This is a genomic window from Actinomadura montaniterrae (genome assembly GCF_008923365.1).
Taxonomy (GTDB): Bacteria; Actinomycetota; Actinomycetes; order Streptosporangiales; family Streptosporangiaceae; genus Spirillospora; species Spirillospora montaniterrae.
In genome coordinates this window covers 1-20553 of the sequence record NZ_WBMR01000166.1, presented here as the reverse complement: position 1 = coordinate 20553, position 20553 = coordinate 1, and the positions used below count along the sequence as shown (strand labels likewise).

19 protein-coding genes are annotated in these 20553 nt (G+C 74.7%); 10 read left to right on the top strand and 9 right to left on the bottom strand.

Annotation, left to right across the window (positions count from 1 at the left end; genetic code table 11):
* Positions 1-89: 89 nt before the first annotated feature.
* Positions 90-1364 (bottom strand): pyridoxal phosphate-dependent aminotransferase, encoded by a 1275-nt coding sequence (locus tag F9B16_RS37070; protein WP_404800549.1) that lies wholly within the window; start codon positions 1362-1364, stop codon positions 90-92.
* 272 nt (positions 1365-1636) lie between these two features.
* On the opposite strand from F9B16_RS37070, the gene F9B16_RS37065 reads away from it, so the two are divergent.
* The 4 genes from F9B16_RS37065 to F9B16_RS37050 all read left to right on the top strand — a co-directional run bounded on the left by F9B16_RS37065 (position 1637) and on the right by F9B16_RS37050 (position 6212).
* Entirely contained in the window at positions 1637-2563 is a 927-nt protein-coding gene (locus F9B16_RS37065; RefSeq protein ID WP_151544892.1) for a LysR family transcriptional regulator, read from the top strand.
* A 261-nt stretch (positions 2564-2824) separates the two neighbouring features.
* A complete protein-coding gene (locus F9B16_RS37060; protein ID WP_225992275.1) occupies positions 2825-3541 on the top strand; it encodes a VC0807 family protein in 717 nt (238 codons plus the stop codon).
* Between the two features lie 137 nt (positions 3542-3678).
* Positions 3679-4851, top strand: coding sequence for a L,D-transpeptidase (locus tag F9B16_RS37055; RefSeq protein WP_151544891.1), 1173 nt, complete (start codon positions 3679-3681; stop codon positions 4849-4851).
* Positions 4852-5024: 173 nt separating this feature from the next.
* The gene (locus F9B16_RS37050; protein ID WP_151544890.1) at positions 5025-6212 is read left to right on the top strand and encodes a L,D-transpeptidase; all 1188 of its coding nucleotides are present in this window, start codon (positions 5025-5027) and stop codon (positions 6210-6212) included.
* A 102-nt stretch (positions 6213-6314) separates the two neighbouring features.
* Here F9B16_RS37050 and F9B16_RS37045 read toward each other — a convergent pair whose 3' ends face one another.
* On the bottom strand, positions 6315-6824 hold the full coding sequence (locus F9B16_RS37045; RefSeq protein WP_151544889.1) for a mycothiol transferase: 510 nt from the start codon (positions 6822-6824) through the stop codon (positions 6315-6317).
* A 100-nt stretch (positions 6825-6924) separates the two neighbouring features.
* On the opposite strand from F9B16_RS37045, the gene F9B16_RS37040 reads away from it, so the two are divergent.
* Positions 6925-7368 (top strand): protein-tyrosine phosphatase family protein, encoded by a 444-nt coding sequence (locus tag F9B16_RS37040; protein WP_151544888.1) that lies wholly within the window; start codon positions 6925-6927, stop codon positions 7366-7368.
* 1001 nt (positions 7369-8369) lie between these two features.
* Here the strand turns inward: F9B16_RS37040 and F9B16_RS53060 are convergent.
* From F9B16_RS53060 to F9B16_RS37010, 5 genes are all read right to left on the bottom strand, one after another.
* On the bottom strand, positions 8370-9806 hold the full coding sequence (locus F9B16_RS53060; RefSeq protein WP_151544886.1) for a nitrilase-related carbon-nitrogen hydrolase: 1437 nt from the start codon (positions 9804-9806) through the stop codon (positions 8370-8372).
* A gap of 76 nt (positions 9807-9882) precedes the next feature.
* Positions 9883-10566, bottom strand: coding sequence for a response regulator (locus F9B16_RS37025; RefSeq protein WP_225992274.1), 684 nt, complete (start codon positions 10564-10566; stop codon positions 9883-9885).
* 4 nt (positions 10567-10570) lie between these two features.
* Positions 10571-11626, bottom strand: coding sequence for a sensor histidine kinase (locus F9B16_RS37020; protein ID WP_151544885.1), 1056 nt, complete (start codon positions 11624-11626; stop codon positions 10571-10573).
* 35 nt (positions 11627-11661) lie between these two features.
* Positions 11662-12966: a sensor histidine kinase gene (locus F9B16_RS37015; protein WP_225992273.1), complete on the bottom strand. Its 1305-nt coding sequence runs from the start codon at positions 12964-12966 to the stop codon at positions 11662-11664.
* Entirely contained in the window at positions 12963-13619 is a 657-nt protein-coding gene (locus F9B16_RS37010; protein ID WP_151544884.1) for a response regulator transcription factor, read from the bottom strand. The genes F9B16_RS37015 and F9B16_RS37010 overlap by 4 nt, the downstream gene beginning before the upstream one ends.
* 161 nt (positions 13620-13780) lie before the next feature.
* Between F9B16_RS37010 and F9B16_RS37005 the strand changes: the two genes are divergently transcribed.
* The 4 genes from F9B16_RS37005 to F9B16_RS36990 are packed head-to-tail and all read left to right on the top strand — an operon-like array spanning position 13781 to position 17263.
* Positions 13781-14323 carry a hypothetical protein gene (locus F9B16_RS37005; protein ID WP_151544883.1) on the top strand — a complete coding sequence of 181 codons (543 nt, stop codon included), beginning with the start codon at positions 13781-13783 and terminating at the stop codon, positions 14321-14323.
* Complete coding sequence (locus F9B16_RS37000; RefSeq protein WP_151544882.1) at positions 14320-15363, top strand: peptidoglycan-binding protein; 1044 nt, start codon at positions 14320-14322, stop codon at positions 15361-15363. Before F9B16_RS37005 ends, F9B16_RS37000 begins: the two co-directional genes overlap by 4 nt.
* A complete protein-coding gene (locus tag F9B16_RS36995; protein ID WP_151544881.1) occupies positions 15360-16049 on the top strand; it encodes an ABC transporter ATP-binding protein in 690 nt (229 codons plus the stop codon). The genes F9B16_RS37000 and F9B16_RS36995 overlap by 4 nt, the downstream gene beginning before the upstream one ends.
* Complete coding sequence (locus tag F9B16_RS36990; protein ID WP_151544880.1) at positions 16046-17263, top strand: ABC transporter permease; 1218 nt, start codon at positions 16046-16048, stop codon at positions 17261-17263. Before F9B16_RS36995 ends, F9B16_RS36990 begins: the two co-directional genes overlap by 4 nt.
* A 194-nt stretch (positions 17264-17457) precedes the next feature.
* On the opposite strand, the gene xylA is transcribed toward F9B16_RS36990, so the two are convergent.
* A complete protein-coding gene (xylA, locus tag F9B16_RS36985; RefSeq protein WP_151544879.1) occupies positions 17458-18615 on the bottom strand; it encodes a xylose isomerase in 1158 nt (385 codons plus the stop codon).
* Between the two features lie 11 nt (positions 18616-18626).
* Positions 18627-20015: a xylulokinase gene (gene xylB / locus F9B16_RS36980; protein ID WP_151544878.1), complete on the bottom strand. Its 1389-nt coding sequence runs from the start codon at positions 20013-20015 to the stop codon at positions 18627-18629.
* Between the two features lie 91 nt (positions 20016-20106).
* Between xylB and F9B16_RS36975 the strand changes: the two genes are divergently transcribed.
* Positions 20107-20553: MarR family transcriptional regulator (locus F9B16_RS36975; protein ID WP_151544877.1), on the top strand; the 447-nt coding region annotated here is incomplete at its 3' end.

Sequence of the window (20553 nt, the reverse complement as noted above, 5' to 3'; positions counted from 1 at the left end):
CCATCCCGCCGCCGCGTTCCCGCGCCGTGTTCCCGCGCGGCCCTCTCCTTTGCGGCCGCGCCCTTCCCGCGAGGCGGATGTGGAGCGTGTCAGGCGAGCGCGGCCTGCCCGGCCCGCGCGCTCTCCCGCAGATCGGCGAGCACCTCGGAGAGGCGGTCCAGGCCGGCGGCGATCCAGGGCAGCGACGCCGGGTCGGGGGAGGCGAGCGCGGCGAGCCGCTGCTCGTCGGTCTCCCCGTACAGCAGGCTCGGCGCGACCCGCAGGCGCAGCGCCTCGTCCGGCTCGCCGAACGAGCTTCCGGGCAGCACCCCCACGCCGTAGCGCTCCAGCAGCAGCCCGGACAGGTCGGCGGACGTCCGCACCCCGTGCCCGGAGCGCAGCGCGTCCCGGAGCGGGCCGAGGTCGGGGTAGACGTAGAAGGCGCCCTGCGGGGCCGGCACCCGCGCGCCCGCGGCGGCGAACCGGGCCGCGACCGCCCGGGTGACCGCCGCGTGCAGCCGGCGGCTGCGGTCGACGTGCTCGACCAGCTCGGGCGGCTCGGCGAACGCGAACGCGGCGGCGTGCTGCACCGGCGCGGGCGCACTGGACCAGACCTCGCTGGCGATCCCGAGCACGGCGGAGCGCAGCGCGGCGCCGAACGGGCCGTCCGGCAGCCGCGCCACCCCGAGCCGCCAGCCGCCGGCCGCCAGGCTCTTGCTCAGCGCGGTCGTCACCACGGTCCGCTCCGGCGCGAACCGGGCGGGGCTCGGCACCGCGCGGTCCCGGTCGTGCACCAGGTCGCGGTAGATCTCGTCGGAGACGATCACGAGGTCGAGGTCGCGCGCGGCCGCGCAGAGCCGCCGGACGGTCCGCTCGGAGGCGAGCGTGCCGGTCGGGTTGTCCGGCAGCGTCACGACCACGGCCCGGACGGTCCGTCCGGCGGCCCGCGCGCGCACCACCGCGTCGGCGAGCAGCGCGGGGCTCGGCACCCCGCCCTCGCCCGGCGGGGTCGCCACCCGGATCGGCCGCACCCCGGCCAGCGGCGCCTGCGCCGCGTAGCTCACCCAGCTCGGCGTGGGCAGCACCACGTCACCGCCGATCGCCATCAGCAACGCGAACAGCAGCGGCTTGCTGCCGGGGCCGCCCACCACGCCGGACGGGTCGGTGGGCAGCCCCCGCCGCGCCCAGTACCCGGCCGCCGCCGCGCGGAGGGCCGCCGACCCGGCGACCGGGCCGTAGCCGCCGCGCGCCGCGGCGGCGGCGAGCTCGCGGGTCAGCGCGGGATGGATCGGGATCCCGGCCTCGCCGAAGCCGAGCGGCAGGACCCGCACGCCCTCGCGGCGCTTGCGGGCGAGCGCCTCGTTCACCGCGAGCGTCGGCGACAGCGGGACGGCGCGCGGCGCGAACGACACAGGCCGGGCCGGGCCGCACGCGGCCGAGGAGGGACTGGAGGGACCGGAAGGACTGGAGGGGCGGTCGGCCGGGTGATCGTGCGCGGGCGGGTTCTGAGCATGCATCGACGCTCCAAAGGCATGACGATATAACGGTGGGTGGCGGAAGGATCCCCCTGAGTGACCCGGCCGGGCTCGCTTCATGCTTTCCCGCATTCAGCATCATCACAAGCGAGTCTCGGCGATGGTGACCGTAAGCTAGACTGATGCTGGAAGTGCGCCGCCTGCGGCTGCTCGCCGAATTCGCCCGCCGCGGCAGCATCGCCGCGACCGCCGCCGCCCTCGGCTACACGCCGTCGGCCGTCTCCCAGCAGCTGGCCGCGCTCGAGCGGGAGGCGCACGTCCCGCTGCTGGACCGGACGGCCCGCAGCGCGGAGCTGACCGACGCCGGACGGCGCCTCGCCGCCCGCGCCGAGGAGATCCTGAGCCTGGTGGAGACCGCGGAGGCGGAGCTGTCCGCGCAGGCCGACACCCCCACGGGCCGGGTGGTGGTCACGGCCTTCCCGACGGCCGCCGTCGCCTTCGCGCCCGCGCTGGCGCACAGCCTGGGCGCCCACCCCGGCCTGACCTTCGTGCTGCGGCAGACCCGTCCGGGCGACGGCATCCGCCAGGTGCAGAACGGCGAGGTCGACATCGCGCTGATCGACGACTGGACGGGCAAGGTCCCCGACCAGTCCCCGGCGGTGCTGGAGTTCTTCCACCTGCGCCGCGACCCGCTCGTCCTGGTCGTCCCGGACGGGCACCGGATGTCGGACCCGGACCGCCCCGTGGACCTGCAGCAGCTGCGGGAGGAGCCGTGGATGGCGGCGCCGCCGGGCGAGCCGTCCCGGCAGGCGGTCGAGCGGCTGCTGGACACCGTCGGCGGCGCCCGGCCCGTCCCCTGGGAGTTCGAGGGCCTGCACACGATCCTCAGCCTGGTGGCGCGGGGGATCGGCATCACCGCCGTGCCCGCGCTGGCGCTGGCCGCCGGCGACCAGGGCGTGGCGGTGCGGCGGATCCCCGAGTGCACGCTGGCCAGGGAGGTGTACGCGGTGACGCGGCGGGCGAGCGTGCGGCGGCCGTCGGTGGCGGTGACGCTGCGCGCGATCTACGCGGCCGCCCGCGAGGCCCAGCCCGCCGCCCCGGAGGCGTGACCGCTTCCGGCCGGTTCGGTCCGCCGCCCGCACCAAGAGCCGGATAAATCCGAACTAAGAGACAAAACGGCACAATAGATCGCGCTCTGGCGGGAAGTCGCAGATGAGACAGCAATCCGGCGGACGGTCGGAACACGGACGCCCTCAGGTTCGTCAAAACGGGAAGATGCGCGCGGATCATCACGTACGGTGGTGCGAATCGTGACGCCGTCCCAGGCCATGCATCAGTCCATGCAAACCGATCGGGGAGCGCAGCACTCGATGGAACCACCAGCGACAACGCCGGCCGTCCTGGCGGCCGGGCCCTCCGGCGCCACGGCCGCCGCCGTGGTCGCCGAGGGCGGCGGGCACCACTTCGAACTGCCGCGGATCCGGGCGCTGCTGCTGCACGCGCTGCCGCGCTTCGCCGAGGGGGTGGTCGCGCCCGTGGCGGTGTTCTACGCCGCACTGGCGCTGCTGGGACTGAACGGCGCGCTCGCCGCGGCGGTCGCCTGGGTGTACGGGGGCATCATCTTCCGCTACCTGCGCGGGCACCCCGTCTCCGGGATGCTGCTGCTGGCCGCGGTCGGCGTGACCGTGCGGGCGGCCCTCGCGGCGGCCACGCACAGCGCCGTCGTCTACTTCCTCCAGCCGACGCTCGGCACGCTGATGGTGAGCATGGCCTTCCTCGCCTCCGTCCCGCTCGGGCGGCCGCTGGCGATGAAGCTCGCCCGCGACATGGTGCCGATCCCCGAGGCGTTCTTCCGGCACGACAAGGTGCACCAGTTCTTCCTGCGCATCTCGCTGCTGTGGTCGATGGTGCTGTTCGTCAACGTCGCGCTCAGCCTCTGGATGCTGTTCAACGAGTCGCTCGGCACGTATCTGTGGCTGCGCACCAGCATGGTCGCCGGACTCGGCGCGCTGGGCGTCGCCGTCTCGGTGCTGGGCTTCAAGCGGCTGCTGCGGCACGTGAACCGCGAGCCCGCCGCCGCGGCCTGACCGGCGCCCCGTCCCGCTGCGGCATGCTCTGAGCTGCGATTCCCTGATCCAGGCGCGAACTTTTCCGGTCGCCGGGCCATCTCCCTTTGCATAGGCATTCACCGAAGACGGGTGAGTCTTGGGACTGGGGGAGATTCGTGGCGATCAAGGGGCGGCCGGCAGTGGCGGCGTTCGGGGGAGCGGGCGCGGTCGCGCTGCTCGCGGCCGGATGCGGCATCGGCGGCACGGGGGTGCTGTCGGCGGGCGAGTCCGACACCACGGTGACGATCACGCCGGCGAGCGGGACGCAGCGGGTCGCGCCGGACGCGGTGATCAAGGTGACGGCGTCCGGCGGGAAGCTGGCGAAGGTCAGCGTGCAGGGGAACAAGGGCTCGGCCGTCACCGGCGAGCTCGCCGGGAACCGCAAGAGCTGGCACTCCACCCGGACGATGACGCCCGGCGCGACCTACACCGTGAGCGCGCAGGCGAAGAGCGGAGGCAAGCTCCGCACCGTGACCAGCGCGTTCACCGTGCTGACCCCGGCGCAGACGTTGTCGATCAGCGACGTCACGCCGAACCTGCCGGGGGAGAAGGTCGGCGTCGGAATGCCGATCATCCTGCATTTCGACCGCCCGGTCGCCGACAAGGCCGCGGTGGAGAAGGCCCTGCACGTCAGCGCGGACAAGCCGGTCGAGGGCGCCTGGCGCTGGATCGGGTCGGACCAGGTCGTCTACCGGACGAAGACGTACTGGCAGCCGCACCAGACCGTCCGGTTCCGCGCGGACCTCGCGGGCGTGAACGCCGGAGGCGGCGTCTACGGCGCAGCGGACGTCGCCGAGACGATCACCATCGGCGCCGCGCAGGTCACCACCGGCGACATCGGCGGCCACCACATGACGGTGACGCGGGACGGCCGGAAGCTGCGGACGGTCCCGTTCAGCGCCGGCAACGGCGAGACGCGGGAGTTCACCACCACCAGCGGCGTCCACCTGCTGATGGACAAGGGCAACCCGGTCACGATGACCTCGCCCGGCCGGCAGCCGGGCGACCCCGGCTACTACCAGCAGGTCGTCGACTACGCGGTGCGCTTCTCCGACAGCGGCGAGTACGTCCACTCGGCGCCCTGGTCGGTCGGGTCGCAGGGGTCGGCGAACGTCAGCCACGGCTGCCTGAACGTCAGCCCGTCGGACGCCCAGTGGTTCTACGGCATCGCCCAGCGCGGCGATGTGTTGAACCTCACGGGCACCGACCGCGAGGTCGAGTGGAACAACGGCTGGAGCTTCTGGCAGCTGCCGTTCGCGAAGTGGAAGGAGGGCAGCGCCCTTGGCTGACCGCGTTACGGACCGTGTCCGCTTGCAACGCTTTGATCTCGGACTGCCGCCAAAACCCCGGGTCATGGCGTGATCGCCGGATTTTGTCGCTAATGTCACTGGGATAGACGGCGGGGTTCTGGAGGTTTGAGGTGCAGCGGAGGGTGTCCGCGGGTGTCCGGGCCGGTGCGGGGATGGCGGGGGCCGTACTGCTCCTCACGACCGCCTGCTCGGGCGGCGAGAAGGAGCACGGCGTCGCGGTCGGGGAGAAGGGCGACTCCGCCGTCCCGCAGGTGACGATCAATCCGGGCAACGGCAACGGGAAGGCCGCGCCCGAGGACGGCGTCACCGTCACCGCGGCGGGCGGCACGCTGCAGCAGGTCACCGTCACCCGCAAGGGCAAGCCGGTGGACGGCGCGATGGCGGCCGACAAGAAGAGCTGGAAGTCGCGCACGCTGGTGCCCGGCGCGAAGTACCAGGTGTCCGCGGTCGCCGTCAGCCCCAAGGGCAAGTCGGCGACCGTCACCTCCACCTTCACGACGCTGAAGGCGGCCAACGAGCTGGACATCTCCGACGTCTCGCCGACCAAGGGCGAGAAGGTCGGCGTCGGGATGCCGATCATCGTCACCTTCAACCGCGCGGTCGGCGACAAGAAGGCCGTCGAGCGCGCGCTGGAGGTCAAGTCGACCAAGCCCGCCACCGGCGCCTGGCGCTGGGTCGGCGACACCCAGGTGATCTTCCGCACGGAGAACGGCCACTACTGGGAGCCGAACCAGAAGGTCACCTTCACCGCGAAGCTGGCGGGCGTGAAGTCGGGCAAGAAGACCTACGGGACGAGCGACTTCACCCGCAGGTTCAGCATCGGCGACGCGCACATCATCAAGGCGAGCACCAAGACCCACCACCTGACCGTCACCAAGAACGGCAAGAAGGTGAAGAGCTGGCCGATCAGCGCGGGCCGCGGCGGCCGCGTGGTCAACGGGGTCGACACCTACGCCACCACCAGCGGCATCCACCTGACCATGGGCAAGGAGAATCCGGCGATCATGACGTCGGAGTGGATGGGCGTGAAGCCCGACGAGCCGGGCGGCTACAAGGAGGTCATCCCGTTCGCGGTGCGGATCTCCAACAGCGGCGAGTACATCCACTCGATGGCCTCGACGGTGTGGGCGCAGGGCCACCAGAACGTCAGCCACGGCTGCGTGAACTCCCCGCCCGCCGCCGCCCGCTGGTTCTACCACTTCTCCTACCGCGGCGACCCTGTGATCATCACCGGTACCGACCGCAAGTTGGAGCCGGACAACGGCTGGGGCTTCTACCAGATGTCCTGGAAGAAGTGGGTGAAGGGCAGCGCCCTGGACCGGACCGTCGGGACCGGCTGACGGCCCGCGGACGACGCGCCGTGGCGGCGCTCCCCGGCAGGGGGGCGCCGCCACCGCGCTTTCGGCGCCGCCCGCGTATCGCGGCGGCGCCGCCCGCGCGTCTCAGGCGCGCTCGATCAGGCCGCGGACGTAGGCGGCCTGCCCGGCGTGCTGGAGGTCGTCGGAGATCACGCTGACGAGCCGCACCGCGAGCGTCACGGGCGGGTCCCAGGCGGTGTCGACGATCCGTTCGAGGTCCTTGTCGGTCAGCGTGCCGACGTACTCGACGGTCCGGTCGTGCACCGCGTCGTGGTAGCCGGTGAGCAGGTCCGCGGAGCCGACGCGGACGGCCGCGACCTGCGCGGGGTCGTGGCCGTAGCCGGTCTCGGCCGTCGCGAGCGGCAGCGCGAACCGGTCCGCCCAGCCGCCGGAGGTCCACACCTGCTCGGATCCGGCGGCGTCGGCGACGTGGTCGTCCTGGACGCGGGTGAGGTGCCAGACGAGCCAGGCGATCGTGTTGGCCTCGGCGTCGGGGCGGAGGGCGAGCTGGTCCGGGGTGAGGCCGTCGACGGCGTCGCGGACGACCTCCTGGATCCGGTCGAAGGCGTCGGTGAGCAGTTCCGCACTGGTCATCTCCCCGACGCTACCCCGCGCGCGTCCGCTTGAAGCGAAGATCGTCCGCTCAAAGCGGAGGGCCGGGCGCGGCACGGCGTCGCCGCGCCAGGATGGGGCGATGGTGAGCACACGCCTCGAAGACGCGACCGAACTGCCGGGCGGCCTGCTCGTCAGGGGCCGGGGGCTGCGGCGGCCCGCGCCGGGCGGCGCCGCACCCGAGTACGGCCTGTACCTCGGCTCGGGCCGGCTCCGCGCCCGCCACGACGCCACGCCGGCCTGGCCGCACGCCTGGATCGACTGGCCGGACTTCCTGCTGCCCCGCGACCGGGAGGGCGCCGTCGCGCTGATCCGCGACCTGCACGCGCGGGCCGCCGCCGGCGAGCGGGTCGAGGTCGCCTGCGGCGGCGGCGTCGGCCGCACCGGCACGGTGATGGCCTGCCTGGCCGTGCTGTCCGGGGTGCCGGCGGACCGCGCCGTCGCCTGGACGCGCGCGAACTATCACCGCAAGGCGGTCGAAACGCCCTGGCAGCGGCGCTGGGTGGCGCGCTTCCCCGAGGAGTAGCGCCCGCTCAGCGGGTACCCCTCCGGCATGAGCACGCCCGCGACCGGCCGGGGCGGGGCCGCGCCCGACCGCGGCTTCGCCGGTGAACTGCGCGACGCGGTGACGCTGCGCTCCTTCACCCTGGTCACGGGCGTGCTGATCCTGCAGCTGGCGTTCATCCTGTCCTACATCGGCGCGTTCCACTCGCCGACCCCGCACCGCATCCCGGTCGCGGTCGTCGCGCCCGGGCAGGCGGCGGGACAGGTCGCCGCGCAGCTCGACGCGCTGAAGGACGCACCGCTCAAGGCCCGCACCGCCCCGAGCGAGCAGCGGGCCCGGCAGCTCATCCTCGACCGGACGGTCGACGCGGCGATCATCGTCAGCGCCGGCGGCACCGACACGCTGCTGGTGGCGTCCGCGAGCGGCCCCGCCGTGTCCAGCACCACCCAGCAGATCGCGGCCGGGATCGAGCAGTCCAGGCACCGGCAGGTCCGGACCGTCGACATCCGGCCGCCGGCCGCCGGGGACGGTCGCGGCCTGTCGTCGTTCTACCTGGTCATCGGCTGGATCGTGGGCGGCTACCTGGCCGCGGCGATCCTCGGCGTGGCCGGCGGCGCACGCCCGGCGAACCTGCGCCGCACGGTCATCCGGCTCGGCGCGCTCGCGCTGTACGCGATCGTGTCCGGGCTCGGCGGCGCGATCATCGCCGGGCCGGTCCTCGGCGCCCTGAACGGGCATTTCTGGGCGCTGTGGGGCATCGGCGCGCTGGTCGTCATGGCCGCCGCCGCGACGACCGTCGCGTTCCAGATCCTGCTCGGGCTGCTCGGCGTCGGCCTGGCGATCCTGGTGTTCGTCGTGCTCGGCAACCCGAGCGCGGGCGGCGCCTACCCGATGACCCTGCTGCCGGCGTTCTGGCGGGCCATCGGGGACTGGCTGCCGACGGGCGCGGGGACCACCGCCGTGCGCAACACCGTCTACTTCTCCGGCCACGCGACGGCGCAGGCCCTCGGCGTGCTGGCGGGTTACGCCGTGATCGGGTCGGCGGTCGCGGTCGCCGCGTCCGCCGCGCACCTGCGATATATGAGGCTCGTCCCGGACGACCCGGCGACGAGCAGCAGCCCGCAGAGCCAGGCGAACCAGTCGCCGAACCGGGAGTAGACGGTCCGGACGCCGTGCGCGGGGAGCGTCGCGGTGACGGAGGTGAACCCGGGTCCGCCGGTGGCGTGCTCGGCGAGCACCCGGCCGTAGGGATCGCTGACGACGAGCGTCCCCGCGCGGGCCGCCCGCGCGACGGTCAGCCCGCTCTCGACGCCGCGGACGAGCGCCATCCGCCCGTGCAGCCGGCCGTCGCCGGTGAAGTCCCAGGCGGGCGCGTACAGCACGGTGGCGCCGCGGGCCCGGTAGGCGCGGACGAGGCCGGGGAAGTCCAGGTCCTTGCAGATCGCGAGGCCGCGGCCGGGGGAGAGGAACGCGAGCTCGGTGCCCGGGGCCAGGCCGTCCTCGAGCCCGGGGATCATGTGGTGCTTGAAGTAGAGGACGGGCGCGCCGGCGTCCGCGCGGATCCCGAGCGCGGCGTTGCGCGCCTTCCCGCCGGCGGTCAGGACGAGCCCGGCGACGATGTCCTCGTGGCGTTCGGCGGCCAGCCGCGCCAGCGGCCCGGTGAGGGCGGCAAGGGTCGTCTCGTTCGCGGCGAACGTCTTCTCCGGCAGGACGAGCGTGCCGGCGGGCGCCGTCGCGCGGATCGCGGCGAGGTAGCGGCGCAGCAGGTCACGGCCCTGCGGCGTCGCGACGTCGACCGTGTCGTCCGGACGGTCGGTGTCGAGCAGCGCGACGGTCGACCGCGACGCGTCGTGGGGCTGCCGGAGCCGCCAGCCGCCGTACGCCAGCGGAAGGGCGAGGACGAGCGCGCCGGCGAGCAGCACCCGCCACCGCCGCGCGGCGCGGGGCGCGGCCGCCGCCGCCAGCGCGGCGGGGACGCCCGTGACGAGGAACGTGATGCCCCACGGGCCGGTCAGCGACGCGGTCTGCACGACCGGCGGGACGTCCGCCTGCGTGTAGGCCAGGCTCAGCCACGCGCCGTGCGGCGCCGCGACCGACAGCGCGTACTCCAGCGCCGCCCAGCCCGCCGGGACGGTCAAGGCCGCGGCCAGCGGGAACCCGCGCAGCAGCAGCCACCGGAAGGCGAGCGCGAGCAGGCCGAACACCAGCGCGGTGCCGACGATGATCCCGGCCGCCGCGGGCGGCGGCATCTCCAGGGTGCCGAGGTAGTAGGGCCACATCCGGCTCTGCCCGGCGAGCCAGGCGAGGGACGCGGCGGCGAACGCGGCCCGCCCGCCGGCTCGGGGCGCGAGCCACAGGACGGGCAGCGGGCCGAGCCAGGTGAGCCAGGCCACGGGATGCAGTCCGGTGCCGAACAGCAGCAGGACGGACGACAGCAGCGTCGAGACGATGACGGTCATGGGTCCGAGCCTCGGCCGCACGGGCCCTCCGGCGCGTCGCCGGGACGAGCGAAACCGCGCCTCACTCCCGCGGGGATCAGTCCGCGGGGTCGCCCGGGACGACCAGCCCGGACTCGTAGGCGAACACGACCGCCTGCACCCGGTCCCGCAGCCCGAGCTTGCCGAGCACGTGGCTGACGTGCGTCTTGACGGTGTGCTCGCTGACGACCATCGCCTCGGCGATCTCCGCGTTGGACCGGCCCCGCGCCACCTGCCGCAGCGTCGCGGCCTCCCGGTCGGTCAGCCCGGCGAGCCACGCCGCGAGCCGCGGGACGACGCCGTGCCCGGGCCGCCGCACCAGGTCCTCGACCAGCCGCCGCGTCACCGCCGGCGCGAGCAGCGCGTCCCCGGCGGCGACGACCCGGACGGCGTCCGCCAGCTCGTCGCGCCGGATGTCCTTCAGCAGGAACCCGCCCGCGCCCGCCCGCAGCGCGTCGTAGACGTGCTCGTCGGAGTCGAACATCGTCAGCACGAGCACCTTGGCGGGCAGCGTCGCGCAGATCCGCTCCGTCGCCTCGATCCCGTTCATCACCGGCATCCGCACGTCCATCACGACGACGTCGGGCCGCAGCTCCGCGGCGGCGCGGACCGCGGCGGCCCCGTCCGCCGCCTCCCCGACGACCGCCATGTCCGGCTGCGCGTCCAGGATCATCGTGAACGCGGCGCGGAACAGGTCCTGGTCGTCGGCGACGAGGACGCGCAGGGCCGGGTCGTCGGTCACGGGCTCATTCAACCGGAAGCCGCGCCAGGACCGTGAACCCGCGCGGGCCGGGCCCGGCGCGCACCGTCCCGCCGCAGGCCGCCGCGCGCTCGCGCATCCCGGTGAGCCCGTGCCCGGACGCGGCGGGCTCACCGCCCCGCCCGTCGTCGGCGACCTCGATCTCCAGCACGTCCCGCCAGCGCACCGCCACGGTCACCGCGGCCACCGGCCCGGCGTGCTTGCGTACGTTGGTGAGCGACTCCTGCACGATCCGGTACGCGGCGACGGCGGCATCCGGCGCGACCTGGCGCGGCTCGCCGTCCACGGTCAGCGCGGCCGGCAGCCCGCAGCCGCGGACGAGGTCCGGAAGCGTCGCGAGGCCGGGCTGCGCGCCGCCGGGCGCCGTGTCGTCGCGTAGTGCGTCGAGGATGGCGCGCAGCTGGGTGAGCGCGCCGCGTCCGGTGTCGGCGATCCGCCCGAACGCCTCGACCGCCCGGTCCGGCCCGGCGAGCGGCGCCGCCTCGGCCTGCACCACCATCAGCCCCACGGAATGGGTGAGGACGTCGTGCATGTCGCGGGCGATGCGAGCCCGCTCCCCGGCGGCGGCCGCCGACCGCTCCTGCTCCAGCCGGAGCGTCCGCTCGGCGTGCTCGGCGGCCTGCGCCCGGCGCGCCTGCTCGGCCATGCCGAGCGCGAACGCGGCGGTGAAGGCGGTGCCGAGCAGCGGGTAGACGTCGGAGTCCTCGCCGGGCAGCACGATCGAGACGTACACGGTGGCGGCCAGCAGCGGGACCGACAGCAGCCGCAGCAGCGGCCGGCTCAGCGCCGCGATCGTGTAGACCGCCACCAGCGGCCCCCACGGCAGCAGCAGCGGCTTCTGCCACACGACCAGCGCGGTCATCGCGAGGCCCACCACCAGGCCGACGCGCAGCGGGGCGCGCCGCCGCCACAGCACCGGGACGGACGCGAGCAGCGCCAGCGCCACCACCCACCACGGCCGCGCCGACCACAGCGCCGGCGCCACGGTCGCGGCGGTGACGGCGGCGGCCACCGCCCGGTCGGCGGTCCGCGCGTCGGGCATGCCGCCAGTGTCGGGGACGGGGACCGCCGCGCGCCTCACTCGCGCGAGTGAGTCACCGCCTCGTCCCCGCGGGCGGGACGGCCCCCGTGGACCGGCCGGCCGCCAGGGGGCGCGGACAACGGCGCCGGGACGCGCGACGGCAGCCGCGCGGTGACGACGAGGCCCCCGCCGGGACGCGGCTCGGCCGTCACGGTCCCGCCGTGCGCGCCCGCGATCGCGCGGACGATCGACAGCCCGAGCCCCGACCCGCGGTCCGAGCGCACCCGGTCGTTGCCCAGCCGGCGGAACGGCTCGAAGATCGTCTCGATCTCGTAGCCTGGCACGGCGGGCCCGGTGTTGGCGACCTGCACCTCCGCCCAGCCGTCCCGGCCGCGCGTCGACACCCACAGCCCGCCGCCGTCCCGGTTGTGCCGGATCGCGTTCTCCACGAGGTTCTGCACGAGCCGCTCCACCAGCACCGGGTCGCCGGACGTGGGCGCGGGGCCGAGCCGCCGGTCCGCGGTGACGCCCCGCCCGCGGGCCTCGGCCGCCGCCTGCTGCAGGACGTGCCCGGCGACGTCCGCGAGGTCCAGCGGGTCGGTGCCGGCCACGGTGTTCTCCGTCCCGGCGAGCGTGAGCAGCCCGTCGATCAGCCGCTCGTGCCGGGTGTTGACGACCAGCAGCGACTCGCCGAGCCGCTTGACGTCGTCGGTGGCGTCCGGGCGGCGGACCGCCACGTCCACCAGCGTCCGGTTGATGGCGAGCGGGGTGCGCAGCTCGTGCGAGGCGTTCGCGACGAACCGGCGCTGCCCGTCGAACGCGCGGGCGAGGCGGCCGAGCATCGTGTCGAACGCGTCCGCCAGCTCCTTGACGTCGTCGCGGGGGCCCTCGTAGCCGATCCGCTCGGTGAGGTCGTGGCTGCGCGCCACCCGCCCCGCCGTCTCGGTGATCTGGTGGACGGGGCGCAGCGCCCGGTCCGCCAGCAGCCAGCCGAACCCGAGCCCGGCCGCGCCGACCAGCCCGAGCGCGATCCCGCCCTGCGTCAGCAGCGCGTTCAGCGTGTCGTTCTTGTAGTCGCGCTTCGCCTTCACCAGCACGCCCTGCAACTGCCCCTTGGTGATCGGCTTGGCGGAGTCGGGGGCGGCGACGCCGGCGGGCGCCTGCGTGAACACCCGGTCCTCGGCCTGGCCCGGCACGGAGCTGCTGACCTCCATCGAGCCGGGGTGCTGCGTCAGGTTGTTCTGCACTAGCAGGTACGTCAGCCCGAGCAGCACGATGCCGGCGCCGAGGAACAGGCCAGTGTAGAGCAGGGTGAGGCGCATCCGGATGGTGGGGCGGACGCGTTCGGCGAGATTCTTCACGGGATCCGGTACCCCGCTCCCGGCACGGTCTCGATGACCTGCGGCTCGCCGAGCTTGCGGCGCAGCTTCATCAGCGTCACCCGCACGGTGTTGGTGAACGGGTCGGTGTGCTCGTCCCACACCTTCTCCAGCAGCCGCTCCGCCGACACGATCGTCCCGTCGGCGCGCATCAGCTCGGCGAGCAGGCCGAACTCCTTGCGCGCCAGCCGCACGTACCGGCCGTCCCGCACGACCTCCTGGCGGGACGGGTCCAGCCGGATGCCCGCGCGTTCCAGCGCGGGCGGCGCCGCCGGGCGGGCCCGCCGGCCGAGCGCCAGGATCCGCGCGACGAGCTCCTCGAACGCGAACGGCTTCGTCAGGTAGTCGTCGGCGCCGATCCGCAGGCCGTCGACGCGCGCCGGGACGGCCGCGGCGGCCGTCAGCATCAGCACCCGCACCAGCGCCCCCGAGTCCACCACCGCGCGGCACACGTCGTCGCCGTGCACCACCGGCAGGTCCCGGTCCAGGACCAGGACGTCGTAGTCGTTGACGCCGAGCCGCTCCAGCGCCGCGTCCCCGTCGTACACCACGTCCACCGCCAGCGCCTCCGCCCGCAGGCCCTCGGCGATCGAGTCGGCGAGCATCCGCTCGTCCTCGGCGACCAATACGCGCACCGTGCCGTCCTCCGCCCAGCCCGTGACCTGTCCGGCGCCCAGCCTCCGCCATCGGGCGTAACGCCGGCATAACGAGTTCCGGTTACGGCGGGGTTACCCGCCGGCCGCTGGACTTGCGGTCGCCGCCGGCGTCCGCCCGGCGGCCCGGAGGAGACCGACCGATGAGACGGAACAAGCTCGCGACGCTGGCCCTGCTGCCCGCCCTCGCCCTGGGGCTCCAGGGCTGCGGCGGCGGGGACGGCGGTGGGACCGGCGCGTCCAAGGCCGCGAGCGACCAGGCGAAGATGCGCAGGTTCGCGCAGTGCATGCGCGACAACGGCGTCGACATGCAGGACCCGAAGGACGGCCGGGTCGAGATCAGGGCGAGCGCGAGGCCCTCGGCCGGGAAGGGGCCGATGCGCGCCGATCCCAACGTCGAGGCGGCGCAGAAGAAGTGCGCGCACCTCATGCCGAACGGCGGGAAGCCGCAGAAGCCCTCGGCGGCGGAGCTGGCCAAGATGCGCGCCTACTCCAAGTGCATGCGCGACCACGGCATCACCGAGTTCCCGGACCCGAACCCCGACGGCGGCATGCAGCTGAAGGCCGGCCCCGGAACCGGGATCGACCCGCAGAGCCAGACCTTCAAGGACGCCGACAAGGCGTGCCAGAAGTACCAGCCGGACGGCGGCAAGGGCGCGCGGTTCTCCAGCGGGGGCGGGAAGTGAGCCGCAGGCGCACGGCCGCGCTCGGCGCGGCGGGCGTCGTGGTGGTCGGCGGCGCCGGGCTGGCCGCCGCCGGGCTGGGCGGCGGCGACGGCCCGTCCGCCCGGCACGGCGCGCTGCCGCCCGCGACGGCGGCGGTCGAGCGCACCACGCTCGTGGAGACCCAGAAGGTGGACGGGACCCTCGGCTACGGCTCGTCCCGCACCGTGTCCGCCCAGGGGCGCGGCACGCTGACCTGGCTCGCCGGGGAAGGGGCCGTGGTCACCCGCGGGCGGACGGTGTACAAGGTCGACAACGAGCCCGTGCCGCTGCTGTACGGGAAGCTGCCCCTCTACCGGACCCTCTCCGACGGGACGAAGGGCGCCGACGTCCTGCAGTTCGAGCAGAACCTCGCCGCCCTCGGCTACACCGGGTTCACCGTCGACAAGACCTACAGCTCCGCCACCGCGGACGCCGTCAAGCGCTGGCAGGACGACCTCGGCGTCGACGAGACCGGGAAGGTCGCCCCGGGGTCCGTCGTGATCGCGTCCGGCCGGATCCGCGTCGCCGACCACAAGGCGCAGGTCGGCGACAAGCTCGGCGGGCCCGTCCTCACCTGCACCGGCACGACCCGCGTCGTCGGCGTCGACCTCGACGTCCAGTACCAGCGGCTCGCCAGGAAGGGCGCGAAGGTCGAGATCGTCCTGCCCGACGACCGGACCGCGCAGGGCACCATCACCTCCGTCGGGAAGGTCGCCGAGCAGGGGCACGGCGACGACCCGGCCACCATCCACCTCACCATCGCCGTCACCGGCCGGCAGTCGCTCGGCGGCTACGACAAGGCGCCCGTCAGCGTGAACCTGATCGCCGGCCGGCACCCCGGCGTCCTCGCCGTGCCCGTCGCCGCGCTCCTCGCGCAGGGCGACGGGGGCTACGCGGTGCAGGTCGTCCAGAACGGCGCGGTCCGGACGGTCCCCGTCGAGACCGGCGTGTTCGCCGGCGGGAAGGTCGAGGTCTCCGGATCCGGGCTGGCCGAGGGCATGAAGGTGGGGGTCCCCTCGTGACGCCGGTCGTCGAACTGCGCGAGGTCACCAAGACCTACCCTGGCGGCGTCACCGCGCTGGACCGGGTGTCGGTCACCGTGGGGGCGGGCGAGCTCGTCGCGATCGCGGGGCCGTCCGGCTCCGGCAAGTCCACGATGCTGCACCTGCTCGGCACGCTCGACCGGCCGAGCAGCGGGACCGTGCTCGTCGAGGACCGCGACGCGTCCGCGATGACCGACCGCCGCCTGTCGGCGCTGCGGGCGAGCCGGATCGGGTTCGTCTTCCAGCACTTCCACCTCGCGGCCGGGGTCGCCGCGCTCGACAACGTCGCCGACGGCCTGCTGTACGGGGGCGTGCCGCTCGCGCAGCGGCGCCGGCGGGCCCGGCTCGCGCTGGAACGCGTCGGCCTCGGGCACCGCCTCGACCACCGGCCGCACCAGCTGTCCGGCGGCGAGCGGCAGCGGGTCGCGATCGCCCGCGCCGTCGTCGGCGAACCGGCGATCCTGCTCGCCGACGAGCCGACCGGCGCGCTGGACTCGGCGTCCGGCGCCGGCGTCCTCGGCCTGCTGCGCGAGCTCGCGGGCGGCGGCACCGCCGTCGTCGTCATCACCCACGACCGCGACATCGCCGCGTCGCTGCCCCGGCAGGTGCGGATGCGCGACGGGCGGATCGTCCACGACGACGCCGGACTGGAGGCCGCGCGATGACCCCCGTCGCACCGCACCGCAGGGGCGGCGGCGCCCCGGCCCGCCTCTCCCCGCCCGACGTCCTGCGCGTCGGCGCCGCCGGGCTCCGCGCCCGGCCGCTGCGCGTGTTCCTGTCGGCCCTCGGGATCGCGATCGGCATCGCCGCCATGATCGCGGTGGTCGGCATCTCCACGTCCAGCCGCGCGCAGCTCCAGGCCACCCTGGACCGGCTCGGCACGAACCTGCTGACCGTGGCGCCCGGCAAGGACCTGTTCGGCGACAACAGCGAACTGCCCGAGGAGTCCACCGGCATGGTGGGGCGGATGCCCGACGTCGAGTCGGCGTCCGCCACCGGCAAGCTGGAGGACACCGACGTCTACCGCAACGACCACATCCCGCAGGGCCAGACCGGCGGCATCTCGGTGCTCGCCGCCCGGCTGGACCTGCCCCGCACCATCGGCCTCACCATGGCCGCGGGAACCTGGCTGAACGCCGGCACGGCCCGCTACCCCGCGGTCGTCATCGGCTCGGACGCGGCGCAGGCGCTCGGCGTGTCCACGCCCGGCGTCCAGGTCTGGCTCGGCGCGCAGTGGTTCACCGTCGTCGGCATCCTGAACCCGAACCAGCTCGCCCCGGAGCTGGACAGCGCCGCCCTCGTCGGCTGGGACGCCGCCGCGACCCACCTCGGCTTCGACGGCCACCCCACCACCGTCTACGCCCGCGCCCGCAAGGACGCGGTGGAGAAGGCGCAGAGCCTCCTCGCGGCGACCGCCAACCCGCAGTCGCCGACCGAGGTCGAGGTCAGCCGCCCCTCCGACGCGCTCGCCGCGCAGAACGCCGCGAACGCGACGTTCACCGCGCTGCTGCTGGGCCTCGGCGGCGTCGCGCTCCTGGTCGGCGGCGTCGGCGTCGCCAACACCATGGTGATCTCCGTGCTGGAGCGCCGCGCCGAGATCGGGCTGCGCCGCTCGCTCGGCGCGACCCGCGGCCAGATCCGGCTGCAGTTCCTCACCGAGTCGCAGCTGCTCGCGGGGCTCGGCGGGGTCGGCGGCGTCGCGCTGGGCGTCGCGGTCACCGCCGTGTTCGCGGTGGCGCAGGGCTGGCCGACGGTCGTCCCGCTCTGGGCGATGGCGGGAGGCGTGCTCGCCACGCTCCTCATCGGCGCCATAGCCGGCCTCTACCCGGCGATCCGCGCCGCCCGCCTCCCCCCGACCGAAGCCCTCGGCGCCGTGTAGCCAGGGGGGACGACCCCCTGGAACCCCCCGTTGCGACGGGCAAGGCGTTTCCCGCTCCGCTGGCGCTCCGCGCGAAACGCCTTGCCCGTCGTCGGGCGTGCCCGCTGCGCTCGCTGGTGCTCGCTCGCGGGCCCGCCCGTGCGGCGTTCAGCCCAGGGGGACGCCCCCTGGAACTCGCCCGTGCGGCGGTGCCTCTAGCGGACGCCGTAGAGGTGTTCGAGGGCGAGCTGGTCGAGGCGTTCGAAGGCGGTGCCGCGGGTGGCGAGGGCCTCGATGTCGGGGGAGGCGTCGCGGACGGCGCGCCAGTCCTCGCCGTCGGCGAGGGTCGGGACGGCGAGCTCGTCGAGCTTGGCGGCGCGCAGGGCCTCCTGCACCTCGGGGTCGGCGCGGAAGGCGCGGGCCTTCTCTCGCAGGATCAGCCAGTTGCGCATGCAGGCCTTCGCCGACTCCCAGACGCCCTCGTCGTCCTCGGTGCGCGGCGGCTTGAAGTCGAAGTGGACCGGGCCTCTGTAGTCGCTGTTCTCGATGAGGTCGACGACCCAGAACGCGCCGCGCGCGTTGCCCGCGCCGAAGCGGAGGTCCTGGTCGTAGCGGGGGCCGTGCTGGCCGTTCAGGTCGATGTGGAACAGCTTGCCCTGCCACAGCGCCTGCGCGAGGCCGTGCGCGTAGTTGAGGCCGGCCATCTCCTCGTGCCCGACCTCGGGGTTGAGGCCGACGTTCTCGGAGCGCTCGAGCGTCTGGATGAACGCGAGGGCGTGGCCGATGGTGGGGAGCAGGATGTCGCCGCGCGGCTCGTTCGGCTTCGGCTCGATGGCGAAGCGCAGGTCGTAGCCCTGGTCGGCGACGTAGTCGCCGAGGACGTCGAACGCCTCCTTGTAACGGTCCAAGGCGGCGCGGACGTCCTTGGCGGCGCCCGACTCGGCGCCCTCGCGGCCGCCCCAGCACACGTAGGTCTTCGCGCCCAGCTCGGCGGCGAGGTCGAGGTTGTCCATGACCTTGCGCAGCGCGAACCGGCGGACGTCCCGGTCGTTGGCGGTGAACGCGCCGTCCTTGAAGACCGGGTGGGAGAACAGGTTGGTGGTCGCGGTCGTGACGACCAGGCCCGTCTCGTCCAGGGCCTTCTTGAACGCGTCGATCCGCTCCTGGCGTTCGGCGGGCGAGGCGTCGAAGTCGAACACGTCGTTGTCGTGGAAGTTGACGCCGTAGGCGCCGATCTCGGCGAGCTTGCGGACGGCGCGCTCGGCGGGCATCGGCGGGCGGGTGCCGGGGCCGAACACGTCGACGCCCTGCCAGCCGACCGTCCAGATGCCGAACGAGAACCGGTCCTCCGGTACGGGCGTGTAGTCGCTCATGGGTCTCCTTGTCAGATCTGCGGAGCGGAGTCGCGCAGGGCGGCGTAGCGCGCGCGGATCCGCTCCGCGTCCGCCGCACGGTCGGTGGTGTGCTCGGTGGCGGGCGGCGCGGGCCAGCGCGGCGGTTCCGGCGTGCCCGCCAGCGCCCAGGCCGCCTGGCGGGCGGCGCCGAGCGCGACGTACTCGGCGGGTTCCGGCACGGTGACCGGCGTACCCAGGATCGCGGGGGCCAGCGCGCGGACGGCGTCCGAGCGCGCGCCGCCGCCGATCAGCAGGGTACGGCGCGGCGTCACGCCCTGCGCGGCGAGGTGGCCGACGGCGTCGGCGAGCGAGCACAGCAGCGCCTCGACGGCGGCCCGCGCGATGTTCTCGCGGGTGGCGTTCGACGTGGTCAGCCCGGCGAGCACGCCGGTCGCGCCGGGACGGTCGGGGGTGCGCTCGCCGTCGAGGTACGGCAGCAGGGTCAGGCCGCCCGCGCCCGGTTCCGCGGCGAGCGCGAGCGCCGACAGCTCGTCCAGGCCCGCGCCGGTCATGGACGCGGCGGCCGTCAGGATCCGGGCGGCGTTCAGCGTGCAGACGAGGGGCAGGAACCGCCCGGTCGCGTCGGCGAACCCGGCGACCAGGCCGGACGGGTCGGCGGCCGGCGAATCCGCGACCGCGAACGCCGTCCCGGACGTGCCGATCGAGACCACGACGTCGCCCGGTTCCAGGCCGAGGCCGAGCGCGGCGCCCATGTTGTCGCCGGTGCCGGGGCCGATCGCCGCGCCCCAGGACGTCTCGCCGACCGCCTCGCCGGGGGCGGCGACGCGCGGCGGTTCGGCGTCGTGGCCGAGTGCGGCGCGCAGGAGTTCGGGCAGGTAGGAGCCGGTGGCGGGGGACCAGTAGCCGGTGCCGGACGCGTCGCCGCGGTCGGTGACGGGTTCGCTCGCGCCGAGCCGCCACGTCAGCCAGTCGTGCGGGAGCATCACCCGCTCCGTGCGGCGGGCGTTGCCCGGCTCGTGCTCGGCCATCCAGCGCAGCTTGCCGACGGTGAACGAGGCGAGCGGCACGCTGCCGGTGCGCTCCGCCCACGCCTTCGGGCCGCCGTGCTCGGCGACGAGCGCGCGGGCCTGCGGCGCCGAGCGGGTGTCGTTCCACAGCAGCGCGGGCCGCACGACCTCGCCGGCGCCGTCGAGCGCGACCATCCCGTGCTGCTGCGCGGCGACGGCGACCGCGTCGGCGCGTTCGAGCAGGTCGCGGACCTGCGCCAGCGCGTCCCACCAGTGCCGGGGATGGCACTCGGTGCCGTCCGGGTGCGGCGCCGACGCCTGCCCGACGACGGCGCCGTCCTCGGCGCGGCAGAGCACGACCTTCGTCGACTGCGTCGACGAGTCGACGCCCGCCACCAGGGTCCCGGCCATCCGCGCCCCTCTTTCGTAAAGACTTTGGACTAAAGAAACTAGCAGATGGCATCCGCCCTGCCCAGACACCGGATTGAATTAGGGTGGGTTCATGACGAAGTCCGGGAACGCCCCCGTCCGGCACGCGACGATGCGCGGGCGCAACCTCGCCGTCGTGCTGGAGCACGTCGCCCGGCACCAGCCCGTCACCCGGGCCCGGCTCGCCGAGCTGACCGGCTTCACCAAGACCACCGTCTCCAACCTCGTCGGCCTGCTGGAGGGCGCGGGCCTCGTCCGCGACGGCGCGCCCGTGCACGAGGGGGAGCGGGGCCGGCCCGGCGTCGGCGTCTCGATCGCCGGGGACGGCGCCGCCGGGCTCGGCCTGGAGGTCAACGTCGACTACCTCGCCGCCTGCGTCCTGGACCTCGGCAAGCAGGTCCGGTACCGGCACGTGGTCAGCGCCGACAACCGCGGCCGCGCGCCCGCCGACGTCCTCGCCGCGCTGGCGGCGCTCGCCGCCGAGGCCGTCGCGGCGGTCGCGGGCCAGGGCCTCGCGGTC

What these genes read in the sequence shown, in the direction of transcription:
- F9B16_RS37065 (WP_151544892.1), top strand. Translation starts at nt 1,637, where the DNA reads ATGCTGGAAGTGCGCCGCCTGCGGCTGCTCGCCGAATTCGCCCGCCGC.
- F9B16_RS37060 (WP_225992275.1), top strand. Translation starts at nt 2,825, where the DNA reads ATGGAACCACCAGCGACAACGCCGGCCGTCCTGGCGGCCGGGCCCTCC.
- F9B16_RS37050 (WP_151544890.1), top strand. Translation starts at nt 5,025, where the DNA reads ATGGCGGGGGCCGTACTGCTCCTCACGACCGCCTGCTCGGGCGGCGAG.
- F9B16_RS37045 (WP_151544889.1), bottom strand. Translation starts at nt 6,824, where the DNA reads ATGACCAGTGCGGAACTGCTCACCGACGCCTTCGACCGGATCCAGGAG.
- F9B16_RS37040 (WP_151544888.1), top strand. Translation starts at nt 6,925, where the DNA reads ATGGTGAGCACACGCCTCGAAGACGCGACCGAACTGCCGGGCGGCCTG.
- F9B16_RS53060 (WP_151544886.1), bottom strand. Translation starts at nt 9,806, where the DNA reads ATGACCGTCATCGTCTCGACGCTGCTGTCGTCCGTCCTGCTGCTGTTC.
- F9B16_RS37020 (WP_151544885.1), bottom strand. Translation starts at nt 11,626, where the DNA reads ATGCCCGACGCGCGGACCGCCGACCGGGCGGTGGCCGCCGCCGTCACC.
- F9B16_RS37005 (WP_151544883.1), top strand. Translation starts at nt 13,781, where the DNA reads ATGAGACGGAACAAGCTCGCGACGCTGGCCCTGCTGCCCGCCCTCGCC.
- F9B16_RS36990 (WP_151544880.1), top strand. Translation starts at nt 16,046, where the DNA reads ATGACCCCCGTCGCACCGCACCGCAGGGGCGGCGGCGCCCCGGCCCGC.
- xylA (WP_151544879.1), bottom strand. Translation starts at nt 18,615, where the DNA reads ATGAGCGACTACACGCCCGTACCGGAGGACCGGTTCTCGTTCGGCATC.
- xylB (WP_151544878.1), bottom strand. Translation starts at nt 20,015, where the DNA reads ATGGCCGGGACCCTGGTGGCGGGCGTCGACTCGTCGACGCAGTCGACG.